This window comes from Thermicanus aegyptius DSM 12793 (assembly GCF_000510645.1).
Lineage (GTDB): Bacteria > Bacillota > Bacilli > Thermicanales > Thermicanaceae > Thermicanus > Thermicanus aegyptius.
This window is the reverse complement of sequence record NZ_KI783301.1, coordinates 91,992-105,535: the sequence shown is the minus strand read 5'-3', so window position 1 is coordinate 105,535 and position 13,544 is coordinate 91,992. Positions and strand designations below refer to the sequence as shown.

Genomic DNA, 13,544 nt, shown 5'->3' with positions numbered 1-13,544 from the left:
TTTATAGGGTCCTGTGTTCCTGCATCACTTCCGCCACAAACGATAAAATCTCTGAGGAAAGGAGGGTACGGCCCCCCTTGGCCATCATTTTTTCACCGATCACCCCGTGCAGATAGGAGGCGAGCAAGGTGCTTTCGAGAAGGTTATGCTTTTGGGCCATGAAACCTGCAATCAGCCCGGTCAGAACATCCCCGCTTCCTCCTTTAGACAGGGCAGCACTTCCCTTGGGATTGAGGTAGATTTTCCCCGACGGGGTGGCAATCAGGGGGTAACTGCCCTTGAGGAGGAGGAGCACCCCATACTGGAGGGCGAAACGCCGAGCCCATCCTGGGCGATCCCCTTCGATCTCTGCAACCGTTCGTCCTGTTAACCTCGCCATCTCCCCCGGATGGGGGGTAAGGAGAACCTCTCCTTTTTTCCCATGGAGAATGGAGGGATCCCTCGCCAGGAGATTAAGGGCATCGGCGTCGAGGATGAGGGGGGTGGAGCATTCTTGGACCAATTTTGCGATTCCCTTTGTCCCTTCCTCCCATCGGCTTAATCCCGGTCCTACCGCTAGGACAGAAAAGTTCTCCGCCTCGTTCAGAACGGCAGCCCAGGCCTCTTCTTTGAGATGTCCTTCCTCCTCCGGTAAGGGGAGGTAGGTAGGGTCAGGGGAAAAAGCGGCCATGGAGGAGACAAGGGAAGCAGGAACCCCTAGGGTAACCAATCCTGCCCCTGCTTTGAGGGCGGCCATGGCAGCTAACATGGAAGCTCCCGGATAATACCGTGATCCCCCCACAATGAAGACATGGCCATAGCTGCCCTTATGGGTAAAGCGATCGGATGAGGGGAATAAACTTTTGATCTCCGCAGCCGTAAGCAGTTCATCGATTTCCGATCGCGGATTTCCCGGATCATTGGGGAGACGCTGATCGACCGAATGAGGAATTGAAATATCTGCAATGACTAATTCTCCGGTAAAACGGGCCCCTTCCTGTAAGAAATGACCCCATTTGGGATACCCAAAGGTAACCGTCTTCTTTGCCGGAATGGCAATTCCATAGATTTTCCCGTCATCGGCGCCGATCCCGCTAGGTATGTCTACGGCCAACACCCGAGGCGGGAGATATGTGACGATCTTTTCCATCCATTCCCGCATCCTCCCGGTGATCTCCCGGGTCATTCCAATGCCGAAGAGGGCATCGACGAGGAGATCTGTCTGGGAGAGGTCATGAAAGAATTGCGTCTCCCTGCCTGGAATACGCTCATATGGATACCCGCCTCGTTCCAAGATCTCCCGCTCCATCTTCGCCTCCTCGGATCCCTCCTTTTCCCCGGCTAGCCATACCTTTACCCGATAACCGCCATTCATCAGATGGCGGGCAGCCACCATGCCGTCTCCTCCGTTATTCCCTGACCCACAAAGGATAAGGATCCGTTTTTCGGGCTCCACCTCCTTCTTCACCTCTTCTGCCACCGCTCTCCCTGCATTCTCCATGAGGACGAGACTGGGGATCCCCACCTGTTCGATGGTGAAGCGATCCATTAGACGCATCGTTTGTGCCGTAAGCAGAAACACCATTAGTCCCTCCTACGTGTTATCATCTTATGTACCCACATGTCCAAATATGCTGACTAGCCCCAGGGAAACTTCCGAAGACGATATGCGGATGAAGTGTTCAAGACCCCTAGAAAGACGGCCCCTTATTCTTCGATGATGACGAAGGCGAGGGCCATGCTTCTTTCATGGGTGATGCTTACATGGATTTTTCGCCTCGTCCACTCTCCCTCCTGAAAGCGGCGGGATTGTAGGAGGATCATGGGTTTTCCATGCTCCCCTGCAATGACCGAGAGATCTTTCCATGAGAGGGATCCACCGATGCCTGTCCCCATCGCCTTGGCGAAAGCTTCCTTGGCAGCAAATCGTCCGGCTACATACTCCGCCCTTCTCTCCGCCGAAGAGGGAAGAAAGGCGAGCTCACCTACCGTCAAGATTCGGTCGAGAAATCTCTTATTCCGGTGGATCACACCACGAACTCTTTCAATCTCTACCATATCGGTACCTATCCCTATGATCATCTACTTTCCCTACCTTTCCAACCCATTCCATTATACCTGATTTCAGGGTTTGGAGATATCCGCGTGTTTCTAACACCATCACGGTGTTTATCGTTTTAAGCAGGGCGGTTTATGTCGTTATAAAGACAAAAAGGAAGAATTTCGTGTTACGTATTTTAAATTTCGTGTTACCGTGATAAGATGATAGCAGAAACTCATGAATGGAATGACATGTTAAAATAATCGGATCGGAGGTTTTCCCATGCACATCCCGGATGGTATTCTCTCTCCTGCCGTGTTAGCCGGTTCCGCTCTGATCAGCGCAACCGTCGTCGGATATGGATTCAGATGGGCAAAAAAGAAGCTGGAGCCACCCATGATTCCGACCATGGGTGTCATGGCCGCCTTCCTATTTGCAGCTCAAATGATTAATTTTCCTCTTCTTGGGGCTGCCGCCTCCGGGCATCTTTTGGGCGGAACCCTTGCCGCCATCTTATTCGGCTTCTGGCCGGCCACCTTGATCATGACCACGGTGGTGACGATCCAAGCTCTCTTCTTTCAGGATGGAGGAATAACAGCCCTGGGGCTTAACCTCCTCGACATGGCCGTCATTGCTCCTGCAGTTAGCCTCGGAATCTACCGCCTCCTTGAACGAATCTCTCTGCCTACCTCGGTGAGGGCCTTTATTTCCGCCTGGACCTCTGTCGTGGCGGCGGCATTGATGGCCGCTTTCGCTTTAGGGCTCTCAGGAGTAGTCTCTTACGGTGTGGCCTTTTCTTCCCTTCTTCTCTGGCATAGCTTGATCGGCATCGGAGAAGGAATCATCACGGCGGTAATCCTCCCCTTCGCCTCAAGATCCTCCTTACAATTGCTTCCCCAGAAGCTGCGGATCGATGCGGGGAAAGAAAGCGAGGTGGGTCATTCATGAAAAAAATCTGGATTTGGCTGCTTCTCTCATTGGGAATTGCCGGTTTCCTCTCCTATTTCGCCTCTTCTTACCCCGACGGATTTGAGAAAGCGGGGGAAGAGACAGGATTTATAAAAGGAGCTACTTCCTTTTTTTCCTCCCTTTTCCCCGATTACACCGTTCCGGGAGTGCCTGCCTGGATTTCCACAGGATTGGCCGGAATGATCGGCGTACTCCTAACGTTTGGACTCTTCCTCCTTTTAGGTTTTTTTCTTCGCAAAAAGCCCCATTCTTGATCGGAGATGATGGGGAGTGACATCATGGTGAGGGGCAAAATGATGATGAAAGAGATCTCGTACGAGCGACCCCTTTTTATCGAACATCCTCCGTTAAAAGTCTTCACCCTTTTGATCGCCATGGTCCTGGGTGTGTTAACCGCACACCTTGGGACTCTCTTTCTTTTCCTCCTATTGGGGGGGATGCTTCTTTTATGGGATCAGGTCCCGACTGCCCTTCTTCTTTCTCGCCTTCGGGTGCTTGGATTCTTCTTTCTTTTTGTTTTTCTCTTTTTCCCCATCTATGAGAGAAGTTTCATGACAGGGATAGAGAAGGCGGCCCTCTACTCAGGCCGGCTTCTCTTCGTCATGCAGATGCTTACCCTCCTTTTTCACCGATTGCCTTTACCCCGCTTCCTTCACGCCTTAAAGAGCTTATCTCTCTCTCCCATTCTGATCCAGCTCATCTTTTTCACCCTTCGCTTTATGGAGGTATTCGCCCATGAGGCGGCAACGATGATGACGGGGATTAAAAGCAGAGGGTATCAAGGAAAGAGGTGGTTTTCTCCAAAAAACTATCGGACGCTCTCACGCCTTTTAGGCAGCCTCCTGCTGAGGGCATTTTCCCGTTCAGAGCGGATCTATTTAGGGCTTCTCTCCCGAGGTTACGCAGGCAAATGGGAAGGAGAGCCTTTCCCGAAAAGCAGCCTGCAAGAAAGAATACGAGCAGGACTCCTTCTTTTGCTCCTCCTTTTACTGCTCCTTTTAGACAAAAGTTCTTTGGTTGCCCATCACATCAAGTGATGACCCGAACCCTGCTTCAAACGAAGAATATGACAACGGAGGGGAAAAGTACCCTCGTTTTCTCAATCATTTAACCTCGAGGAAAATAAAAAGAGGAGGGAAACTTGTGTCCAACCAATCCCCCAAAACATCGCCTACCCCCTTATTTCAATTTAAAAACCTTTCTTACCGTTATTCCCCAAAAGCTCCCCTTGCCTTGAAAGAACTCACCTTTACCATTCGTGAGCATGTAAAGACAGCGATCATTGGGGCGAACGGTTCCGGAAAATCAACCACACTCTTCCATATGAATGGCCTCTTCCGCGTACAGGAGGGAAGTCTCTTCTATCGAGGACGAGAGGTGAAGGGGAGGGAAAAAGAACTCGTCAAAGAGGTGGGGGTCCTCTTTCAAGATCCCGACGATCAAATTGTCTCCCTAACCGTTTGGGAGGATCTCCTTTTTGGACCGCTTCAGTTCGGTTATTCCTACGAGGAGGCGAAAGAAAGGGCAAGGGAAGCCATGGAAATTCTCCAGATTGAACCGTTAGCGGAAAGAAGTCCCCATGAATTAAGCTTTGGCCAAAAAAAGCAAGTGGCGCTGGCCGGGCTGCTGGCTGTCGATCCCCCTACGATCCTCTTGGACGAACCGATGGCCTTCCTCGATCCTAAAGGGAAGGAGCGGGTGCAAGCGATCATGGAGGAACTCCATCAGAGAGGAAAAAATGTGATTATCACCACCCATGACATGCAGCTGGTGGCCGACTGGGCCGAGGAAGTGATCATCCTCCATCAGGGAAGCTCCCTGGGACAGATGAGTCCCCGTAAGCTCTTTACCATGCCCCACCTGCTGGAACAGGCCTCCCTTCATCTTCCCCCCGTGGCGGACTTAATGAGGGAGATCTGGCGGGGAGACCCGGAGGAGATGCCCATCCGTGTTGAAGAAGCAAGAGGTTATCTGCGTTCTCTTTAATCTCCGATGGGTGCGACGGTAAATTTCCCATAGTCAACCCCTTTTAAGGAGATCATCCGGTCGCTTAAAGCACGAATCTCTTTCGCTCTCCCTCTCACCACGATGATCTCAAGACAGTTATCATGGTCCAGATGAAAATGGGTCGTCGCTAAAATCATCTCATGGGCATCATGCTGCAACTCGGTTAATTCTTCTAGAAGATCGCCATGTTGATGGCGGTAAAAAAGTAAAATACTGCCTGCCACGATCGCCTCTTCCTCTTCCCAGGACTGGCGCACCAGGGCATCCCGGACCAGATCCCGGACGGCCTCCGAGCGATTTTCATACTTTCTCTTCTTGATCAGTTCATCGAACTTTCGTAAAAGCTCTTCATCCATCGACACACCAAAACGACGCAATACCGAATCAGCCATCTGGATCCCTCTTTTTTTCAAGTATGTTCAAAAACATTATCATCCCATCCGTTATCTAAATATATCATTTCTTAAAAAAAGGCGGTAAACCCATCTTAAAGATTCCATTCCCCTTTTATGATGCATAATCTCATCACCGTTGCAAAGGATAAAAAAGGAGAAATCATCCCATTGGAAAAGGAGCGATTCCATGCAGACACAGCAAAAGCCGCCGACCGAGGCGCCTTCGATCCAAACTGCCCCCATCCCCAACCCGCCCAGAGTGATTACCACCAAAGATGCCCTATACATTAAAGATGCCCTTTCCTGGATGCTCATCGCCTTCAAGAAGATGCATCATTTCGCCCAGGAAGCAACGGATCCCCAGGTGAAGCAGGCACTGGACAAGGCAGGGCAGATGCACCAACGCCATTACCAAAAACTCCTGACCCATCTTACGGTCAATAATCAGTCGGCCATGGCCAACATACCACAAACTCAAACCATGCAGTAAAAGGGAGTGAAAAGATGCCGAACCCCATGAAGAACCAAATCGCCAATCCCTCGACCGGAGTTCCCCAGGTAAAAGGGCCGGAGATGAATGACCGGGACTACCTGAATGATGCCTTAAGCACCTGCAAATACTTGACAGATAGCCTGAACGACGCCGTCAGAGAAGCGAGCCATGATCAGCTTCACCAAGACTTCATGCAAATCTTGACCGAAACCCACCAGAGTGCTCGGGATTTCTATAACCTCATGTTTCAAAAAGGATGGTACACGCTGGAAGCGGAAGAGGATCAGCACCTACAACAGGCACATCAACAATTTAGCCAATACTCTTCCCAGTTCCCCTATCATTAAGAAGCGGGGGCCGGAAGAATGGGGCAACCTTCGATCGAAGCCTTCGGATCGGAGGTTGTCCCTTATTTTGTGAGCCTTCTCAAATGCAAGCCCAATCTCGGGGAATCGATCTTCATCCATTTCAAAAACTTCGTTAATAATCATTTCATTGACGTTGACGATTGCAAATGACTCCCAATTCAATTATTATATTAGCATATGATTATATAATAAAGCATTAAAGAAAGGGGATCTCGCTCTTGAAAGTAAAGGTCAGCCGAAACTTATCCTTCTTGGACCGTTACCTCACCCTCTGGATCTTCCTGGCGATGGGGTTCGGCGTCGTCCTTGGTTACCTCTTTCCCCATCTTCCAGTCGTACTGGAAAAGTTCCAGGTCGGGACCACTTCCATCCCCCTCGCCATAGGCCTCATCCTCATGATGTATCCCCCGCTGGCCAAAGTCCGGTATGAGAAATTGGGGGAGGTATTCCGGGATAAGAAAGTCTTAGCCCTCTCCCTGGCGCAGAACTGGGTCATTGGTCCCCTTCTCATGTTTTTCCTGGCTCTCCTCTTTCTCCGGGATAAACCGGAGTATATGACCGGCCTCATCCTGATCGGGCTGGCCCGCTGCATTGCCATGGTGATTGTCTGGAACGATCTGGCCAAAGGGAATCGGGAATATGCGGCAGGGCTGGTGGCCTTTAACTCTCTCTTCCAGGTCTTCTTCTATTCCATTTACGCCTATCTCTTCCTCACCCTCTTCCCCTCCTGGATCGGCCTTCAAGGGGTTTTCGTGCCCATCACCATGGGGGAAGTGGCGCAAAGCGTCTTCATCTATTTGGGCATCCCCTTCCTCGCAGGGATCGTCACCCGCTTTTTGCTCATTCGCCGGAAAGGGGAAGAATGGTATCAAACGATTTTCCTTCCGAACATTAGTCCTCTTACCCTCATCGCCCTTCTCTTCACCATCGTGATCATGTTTTCCCTAAAGGGGGAGAATTTAGTGAAACTTCCCCTCGACGTGATCCGGATCGCGATCCCGCTTCTTCTCTACTTCGTCCTCATGTTCTTGCTCTCTTTCTTCATCAATAAGATGATGGGAACGAAGGATTCGATCACCACCTCCTTATCCTTTACGGCAGCCAGCAATAACTTTGAATTGGCCATTGCGGTAGCCGTGGGAATCTTCGGAATGAACTCGGGAGCCGCCTTTGCCGCCGTGATCGGCCCCCTGGTGGAAGTGCCGGTCATGATCGGGCTCGTCCATGTGGCCTTTTTCCTCCATAGACGCTGGGGAAGTTCCCTCGACAGGGGGATTGAAGTTCCACGGCTTTAACCGTAGAAGTGATCTGCGCAAGCGGCACGCGAACCGGACCTCCTGGATATGAAGCAATCTTTTTATGAAAAACGTAAGAAATGCGTGCCCGTTATGAAAGAAAACAAGCGAACCTGATGCGTTAAAGACGAATAACGGGCATGAAACGAAATAAAGAAAAGAAAGGATGGAAACAGCCATGTATGAAAAACCGATTCTCTATTTCATCTGCACCGGCAACTCCTGCCGCAGCCAAATGGCGGAAGGCTTCGGCAAGAAATACGGGGGAGAAGATTTCCAGATCTACAGTGCAGGCATCGAAGCCCATGGCGTAAACCCCCGGGCGGTGACCGCCATGAAAGAGATCGGCATCGACATCAGTGAGCAGACCTCCGATCTCATCGATCCGGAGATTCTCAATCACTCTTTCTATGCCGTCACCCTTTGCGGCGACGCCGAGGAGCGCTGCCCCTACACCCCTCCACACGTAAGGCGGCTGCATTGGCCCCTTCCCGACCCTGCAAAAGCCTCCGGAACAGAGGAGGAGATCACGGTCGTCTTCCGCCAGGTTCGGGATCAGATCGATCATCTGGTCTATGAACTGATCCAAAAAGCGAGAAAGGAATGGAAAGAAGGGATGGGAAATGCCGCAGTCGAAAATGGCATCTCTTAATGGAGTTCATGAAGGGTTCTCCTTGCAATCCCCTTCCGCCCACGCAATCAACGCGAAGGAGGAACTGGAGGAAATCGCTTCTCTCCTTAAACTCCTGGGAGATAAGACGAGGTTAACCATTTTCGCCTTGCTAAAGGTAAGGGAACTTTGCGTCTGTGAATTGACGGAGCTTCTCCATGTCTCCCAGCCTGCCATCTCACAACACCTTCGTAAGCTAAAGCTGGCCAATTTGGTACGGGAAAGGAAAGTGGGTCAATGGGTTCACTATTCTCTCCGTCAACCGAAGGAAGAGGAAAAAGTCCTCCGTCTGATCATCGAATCACTCCCTAACCTGAGCCATCTGTTGGCCGAGGAGAAGCGGGAAGGCTGCCATATCGGAAATAAAAAAGCCGATCTCATCGATGTTTCGCTTAAGGCGATCGACTGAAAAAGGGACGGATCACCTTCTATCCCTCCGGATGAACCACGAAGTGCCCTCTTACCGTATGCATAAACATGGTTACACGGGAAAGGGTTGCGTGATAGAATGGAGAATAAGAATTGGGAAAGAGGGAGTGTTGTTATGAAGAATGAAGCGCTGATTATCGTAGACATGAGCTATGATTTCGTCGCCGACGACGGTGGGTTAACCGTAGGCAAACCGGCCCAGGAAATCGTTCCCTATATCATTGCCTTAGCCGATCGTTTTTTGGAAGAAGGAGGACATGTGGTGATTGCCATGGATGCCCATGAGCCAAATGACCCTCACTTTGAACGTTGGCCTGTTCATAATGTGGTAGGAACCAAAGGGCAGGAACTCTATGGCGAATTGAACGATTGGTATGAGAAAAGGAAGGATCGGGATCAGGTTCATTACATCCCAAAATCGAATTACAATGCCTTCTATAAGACAGGTCTGGGAGACCTCCTACGCCGGATGGGCGTGGATACGGTCCATGTCGTAGGCGTAGCCACCGATATCTGCGATTATCTCACGGTGGCAGGGGCTGATGCTGAAGGTTTTAAGACGGTCGTTCATCGAAAAGGAGTAGCCACCTTTACAGATAAAGGGGAAAGCGCGCTGGAACAGATGAAGGCGAACTTTCACACGGAAATCGTGGACTAAAAGATCTACCCAAAAGGATCAAAGGGAACTTTCTCAATGCAAACAGGGGACCAACTTCTCAGCCGGTCCCCTCTTTCTTATCTAAAAAATTTCTACTATTGTTTTTCCATCCTTATGCCTTGCTCTGAACAGGAGGGCTCACCCTTCTCTCCTCCCGAATCAGCTCCCTAAATTTGCGGGTCTCCGTTACAATGACGCCGGAGAGGAGAAGGAGGGCAATCAGGTTAGGAATGGCCATCAATCCGTTAAAAACATCGGCCAATCCCCAAACCAAATCGCTTTTTCCTAACGTACCGATAAATACGACGATGACAAAAACCCAGCGGTAAAGTCCAATGGTCTTGGTCCCGAAGAGGTATTCATAACTTTTCTCTCCATAATAAGACCAGCCTAGGATGGTGGAATAGGCGAACAAGATAAGACCAATCGTTACGATCCAACCTCCCACCCCGGGAAGAAGGGGAAAGAGCTGGTTAAAGGTCTCCGTAGTGAGAGCGGCACCTTTTAAATCACCGGTATAAAGTCCACCGATCACCAATGTAACCCCGGTGATCGTACAGACGACGATGGTATCAAGGAAAGTCCCGGTCATTGAGACCAAAGCCTGCCTTCCTGGATGGTCGGTCTTTGCGGCAGCAGCGGCGATGGGAGCCGATCCTAATCCTGCCTCATTGGAGAAGACGCCACGGGCGACTCCGTATCGAATCACCGTCCCGATCGCCCCTCCCGCCATGGCCTGGCCTGTGAACGCATCGGAAAAGATGAGGGAAAACGCTGGGACGATCTTATCCACATTATAGAGAATGATGATGAAACCTCCCACCACGTAGAAGAGCGCCATAAAGGGAACCAGATAGGCGGTTACCCTTCCGATCGACTTAATTCCTCCCAAAATGACCAACGCGGTAAAGAAGGCCAAAATGATGCCGGAGACCCACATGGGGACTCCAAAGCTTTGTTGGATGGAATCGGCTACCGAGTTGGACTGGACTATATTTCCAATTCCAAAGGAGGCCACGGTTGCAAAGAGGGCAAACAGGACCGCCATCCACTTCCAACCCAGGCCCTTCTCTATGTAGTACATCGGCCCCCCCGCCTTCTCCCCTTTATCATCTGTAATCCGATATTTCACCGCAAGAATGGCCTCACTATATTTTGTAGCCATCCCCACCAAAGCCGTTATCCACATCCAAAACACCGCACCCGGTCCCCCGGAAACGACGGCGGTAGCTACGCCGGCAATATTCCCGGTTCCGATGGTGGCGGAAAGGGCGGTCATTAACGATTGGAAATGGGAGATGTCCCCATCCGACTTATGATCCTGATGTTTCGTAAAAGCCAGTTTTAAAGCATAGGGCAATTGATGAAACTGAAGAAATCCGAGGCGAAGCGTCAAAAATAATCCTGTCCCTACCAATAGGATTAAAAGAGGAGGTCCCCAAAGTACATCATTCACCCTGTTAATGATATCCATCATCTTGACAGCACACCTCCATGATAAAATTATAATTTCTGCAATGATTAAATTATACAATAATTCTCTAAAAATGAAAGAGTTAATCTTTAAAAAATCTAAGAGATCTCCTTCCAAACACAGAAGCAGATGATCCCCTTTCCCTTACGAATTGAGAAAAATAAACGAAGTTTCTGTGGTTATTCGGTGAGGGATTCCGCGAAAATGTATAAAGATTGTAACGCTTTAGGAAGGTAAATTTACGTATGATAGAAATAAGGAAACGTATCGGGGGTGACGTGATGAATCTTGAAGCATTACGAGCTTTCTACACCGTCGGACTTACCGGAAGTATAAGCCGTGCTTCCCGAATCCTTCACTTAAGCCAACCTGCGGTCAGCATGCAGATCCAAAGCATTGAAAAGGAACTTAATATTACGTTATTAGACCGGAGCAGTCAAGGAGTTGTTTTAACCCCACAGGGAAAAGTGTTCCATCAATATGCAAAACAGGTCCTTGATTTAACGAAAAATGTAGAAGCAGAGATCAGGGCGATGGGCAATGGAGCCTCAACGAGTTTTCGCTTAGGCGTTTGCCCGCTCATTGCTGAACATATCCTCCCTTGCAGCCTCTACCACTTAAGAGAGAGACTTCCTAATGTTCGTATCGTGACCTCTGTTATGGATTCTGACGAGATCCTAGACGCGGTAGCCGGTGGGATCGTCCATGCCGGGATGATTCAGGGAAGCCTCCGTCACCCTGATCTGACGGTGGAGGAAATCCTCACCGCCCCCTTTGTACTTGTCACATCTCGTGGACAAAATGATCTCTTCAGTAAAAATCTCCTACCAGAAGACCTCACATTCTTGCCCCTGGTCTTTCCGGAACAGGGTTGCTGTTCAAGAAAGATGTTGGAAGAAGCCCTCATGGCGCAAGGGGTAAATCCCTATGACCTTCATGTACTGATGGAATTAAGCTCTTTTGAGGCGGTAAAATCCCTTGTGATATCCGGACAAGGGATGGCTTTTCTCCCGTATCCGATGGTAAAGAAGGAATTGCAGACCGGTAAGCTCGCAAACATTCCTATAAAGGGAGTTACATTTTCCTGGAAGGTTTCTTTCATCTATCCCCGTAAAGATAGAAAGCCATCTAATTTGGACCAGATTCTGCAATTCTTTCATTCCAATGAACGGCGGTTTTGTTAACCCTCGCCCATCTCTTTCAATTGGTGATGTTCGTTAAAGAGAAGGGAATGGGAGAGTAGACCCATGATGGTGGCCGTTACCGCCGCCGACCCGGAGATGGCATACATAATTAAGATCTGGTACAAGACCGCATCGACGGGGTTTGCCCCTGCGACGATCATGCCCGTCATCATCCCGGGCAGTTGGACCAATCCCACCGTTTTCATCCCATCAATGCTTGGCATCATGGCTGCCTTCACCGAATTCTGCAATGTGCGTTCATAAGCCTTTCGGCTGGTACCTCCCAGGGCGAGGATTACCTTCATCTCTTCTTCCCTCGCCTTCGCTTCTGCACGCATCCGGTTAAGGTAAAGGCCCGATACCACCATGCTGTTCCCAATGATCATCCCGCTGATGGGTATGATATAGCGGGCTTCGGGGGGGATGATATGGAGTCCCAGCATGAGGAGCATCGCCACCCCTTCTGCGGCAGAGATGGCGAGGGCGATCCTCCGTTTTACCCCAGGAATCCCCTTACCCTTTTTTGCTGCATTCAACGTGGCTACCGTAATCATGACGAGGAGCATCCCCCCCATCCCCCACCAGGAGCCTTCTAGGAAGATGAAGTGGAGGAGGTATCCCACGGCGATAAGCTGAACGGCGGTTCGGACCGTTCCAATGAAAATATCCTTTTCCAACCGCAGGTGGTGTCTATATGAGAGGAGCATCGTCACCAGTACAAAAGCAAGGGTTAGGCTTAACGATAGAGGACTCATCGAACCATCTCCTCCTCTTTTCCCCGGGAGAGGAAGTCCTTCGTTCTCTCATCTTTCGGATGAAGGAAAATCTCAGGGTTTTTTCCGGTTTCAATCAGTTCACCCCCGGATAAATGCCAAACCTCCGAAGAGAGCCTCCTCGCTTGTTCGATATTATGGGTAATCATCACGATCGTCTTTCCTTTTTCCCGATGGAGACGAAGGAGGGTAGACTCCACCGCCTGCACGGAATGGGGATCCAGCGCAGAGGTCACTTCATCGAGGAGGAGGAGGATTGGGTTTACCGCCAAAGAGCGGGCTAAGGCAACCCGCTGCATTTCTCCCCCGGATAGCGTTCGGGCATCCCGTTCCGCCATTTTCCCATCCAGTCCCACCTCCTCGAGACATGCCGCGATGCGGGAATCATCCATCTCTTCCCCCCTTAGGGAGAATCCCAGCCTAATATTCTCCGCCACCGTCCCTTCCAGCATCGTTGCTTTTTGAAAGACCATGCCGATCTCCCTACGCAAGACGAGGATATCCCATTCCGGGAGGGGTTTCCCTTTATAGACGATCTCTCCTTCGTCCGGATCCTGCATGCGATTGAGAAGCATGAGGAGCGTGCTTTTCCCCGCCCCGGATGGGCCGATGAGAGCAATGAAACTCCCTTCCTGAATTTCTCCCGTAATCCCTTTGAGGATGGCTTCCTTCTTCCGATTTCTTTTCCAGATGTGATGTAAAGATAAGAATCCCACCATTATTCGCCTCGGTCTCTTGCATTCTTTTTCTAATCATTTTAAGGATAACACATCTTCCGCAACAAGTTCTTTTCATTTTTGACCTATCTC

17 protein-coding genes are annotated in these 13,544 nt (G+C 50.2%); 11 read left to right on the top strand and 6 right to left on the bottom strand.

Translation table 11 applies throughout. The features are described from left to right. Position 1: 1 nt before the first annotated feature. Together THEAE_RS0100590 and acpS are read right to left on the bottom strand one after the other, a co-directional pair. Positions 2 to 1,561, bottom strand: a complete 1,560-nt coding sequence (locus THEAE_RS0100590; RefSeq protein WP_169729942.1) for an NAD(P)H-hydrate dehydratase — start codon at positions 1,559 to 1,561, stop codon at positions 2 to 4. 125 nt (positions 1,562 to 1,686) lie between these two features. Next, positions 1,687 to 2,061, bottom strand: coding sequence for a holo-ACP synthase (gene acpS, locus THEAE_RS0100585; RefSeq protein WP_005586467.1), 375 nt, complete (start codon positions 2,059 to 2,061; stop codon positions 1,687 to 1,689). Positions 2,062 to 2,302: 241 nt separating this feature from the next. On the opposite strand from acpS, the gene THEAE_RS0100580 reads away from it, so the two are divergent. The 4 genes from THEAE_RS0100580 (at position 2,303) to THEAE_RS0100565 (ending at position 4,975) form a co-directional block, all read left to right on the top strand. Continuing rightward, entirely contained in the window at positions 2,303 to 2,968 is a 666-nt protein-coding gene (locus THEAE_RS0100580; protein WP_005586466.1) for an energy-coupling factor ABC transporter permease, read from the top strand. Beyond that, complete coding sequence (locus tag THEAE_RS0100575; RefSeq protein WP_005586465.1) at positions 2,965 to 3,243, top strand: PDGLE domain-containing protein; 279 nt, start codon at positions 2,965 to 2,967, stop codon at positions 3,241 to 3,243. The genes THEAE_RS0100580 and THEAE_RS0100575 overlap by 4 nt, the downstream gene beginning before the upstream one ends. Before the next feature lie 24 nt (positions 3,244 to 3,267). Further along, positions 3,268 to 4,026, top strand: coding sequence for an energy-coupling factor transporter transmembrane component T family protein (locus THEAE_RS0100570; protein WP_005586464.1), 759 nt, complete (start codon positions 3,268 to 3,270; stop codon positions 4,024 to 4,026). Between the two features lie 106 nt (positions 4,027 to 4,132). Then, positions 4,133 to 4,975: an energy-coupling factor ABC transporter ATP-binding protein gene (locus THEAE_RS0100565; protein ID WP_005586463.1), complete on the top strand. Its 843-nt coding sequence runs from the start codon at positions 4,133 to 4,135 to the stop codon at positions 4,973 to 4,975. Here the strand turns inward: THEAE_RS0100565 and nikR are convergent. Continuing rightward, positions 4,972 to 5,388, bottom strand: a complete 417-nt coding sequence (gene nikR, locus THEAE_RS0100560; protein ID WP_005586462.1) for a nickel-responsive transcriptional regulator NikR — start codon at positions 5,386 to 5,388, stop codon at positions 4,972 to 4,974. The genes THEAE_RS0100565 and nikR overlap by 4 nt on opposite strands. A gap of 190 nt (positions 5,389 to 5,578) precedes the next feature. On the opposite strand from nikR, the gene THEAE_RS0100550 reads away from it, so the two are divergent. From THEAE_RS0100550 to THEAE_RS0100520, 6 genes are all read left to right on the top strand, one after another. Further along, on the top strand, positions 5,579 to 5,881 hold the full coding sequence (locus THEAE_RS0100550) for a hypothetical protein (protein ID WP_052329651.1): 303 nt from the start codon (positions 5,579 to 5,581) through the stop codon (positions 5,879 to 5,881). 14 nt (positions 5,882 to 5,895) lie between these two features. Further along, positions 5,896 to 6,231, top strand: coding sequence for a spore coat protein (locus THEAE_RS0100545; RefSeq protein WP_005586460.1), 336 nt, complete (start codon positions 5,896 to 5,898; stop codon positions 6,229 to 6,231). Positions 6,232 to 6,470: 239 nt separating this feature from the next. After that, entirely contained in the window at positions 6,471 to 7,547 is a 1,077-nt protein-coding gene (gene arsB / locus THEAE_RS0100535; protein WP_005586458.1) for an ACR3 family arsenite efflux transporter, read from the top strand. 178 nt (positions 7,548 to 7,725) lie between these two features. Then, complete coding sequence (gene arsC / locus THEAE_RS0100530; RefSeq protein WP_005586456.1) at positions 7,726 to 8,199, top strand: arsenate reductase (thioredoxin); 474 nt, start codon at positions 7,726 to 7,728, stop codon at positions 8,197 to 8,199. Then, the gene (locus THEAE_RS19525; protein WP_005586454.1) at positions 8,171 to 8,626 is read left to right on the top strand and encodes an ArsR/SmtB family transcription factor; all 456 of its coding nucleotides are present in this window, start codon (positions 8,171 to 8,173) and stop codon (positions 8,624 to 8,626) included. Before arsC ends, THEAE_RS19525 begins: the two co-directional genes overlap by 29 nt. A 135-nt stretch (positions 8,627 to 8,761) precedes the next feature. Beyond that, positions 8,762 to 9,304 (top strand): cysteine hydrolase family protein, encoded by a 543-nt coding sequence (locus THEAE_RS0100520; protein WP_005586452.1) that lies wholly within the window; start codon positions 8,762 to 8,764, stop codon positions 9,302 to 9,304. Between the two features lie 112 nt (positions 9,305 to 9,416). Here THEAE_RS0100520 and THEAE_RS0100515 read toward each other — a convergent pair whose 3' ends face one another. Next, on the bottom strand, positions 9,417 to 10,781 hold the full coding sequence (locus tag THEAE_RS0100515; protein WP_005586450.1) for an alanine/glycine:cation symporter family protein: 1,365 nt from the start codon (positions 10,779 to 10,781) through the stop codon (positions 9,417 to 9,419). 278 nt (positions 10,782 to 11,059) lie between these two features. On the opposite strand from THEAE_RS0100515, the gene THEAE_RS0100510 reads away from it, so the two are divergent. Beyond that, on the top strand, positions 11,060 to 11,962 hold the full coding sequence (locus THEAE_RS0100510; protein WP_028986194.1) for a LysR family transcriptional regulator: 903 nt from the start codon (positions 11,060 to 11,062) through the stop codon (positions 11,960 to 11,962). Here THEAE_RS0100510 and THEAE_RS0100505 read toward each other — a convergent pair. Continuing rightward, positions 11,959 to 12,717 (bottom strand): ABC transporter permease, encoded by a 759-nt coding sequence (locus THEAE_RS0100505; RefSeq protein ID WP_005586448.1) that lies wholly within the window; start codon positions 12,715 to 12,717, stop codon positions 11,959 to 11,961. The two genes, THEAE_RS0100510 and THEAE_RS0100505, sit on opposite strands and share 4 nt — an antisense overlap. Further along, positions 12,714 to 13,451: an ABC transporter ATP-binding protein gene (locus tag THEAE_RS0100500; RefSeq protein WP_169729940.1), complete on the bottom strand. Its 738-nt coding sequence runs from the start codon at positions 13,449 to 13,451 to the stop codon at positions 12,714 to 12,716. The genes THEAE_RS0100505 and THEAE_RS0100500 overlap by 4 nt, the downstream gene beginning before the upstream one ends. Positions 13,452 to 13,544: the final 93 nt, after the last annotated feature.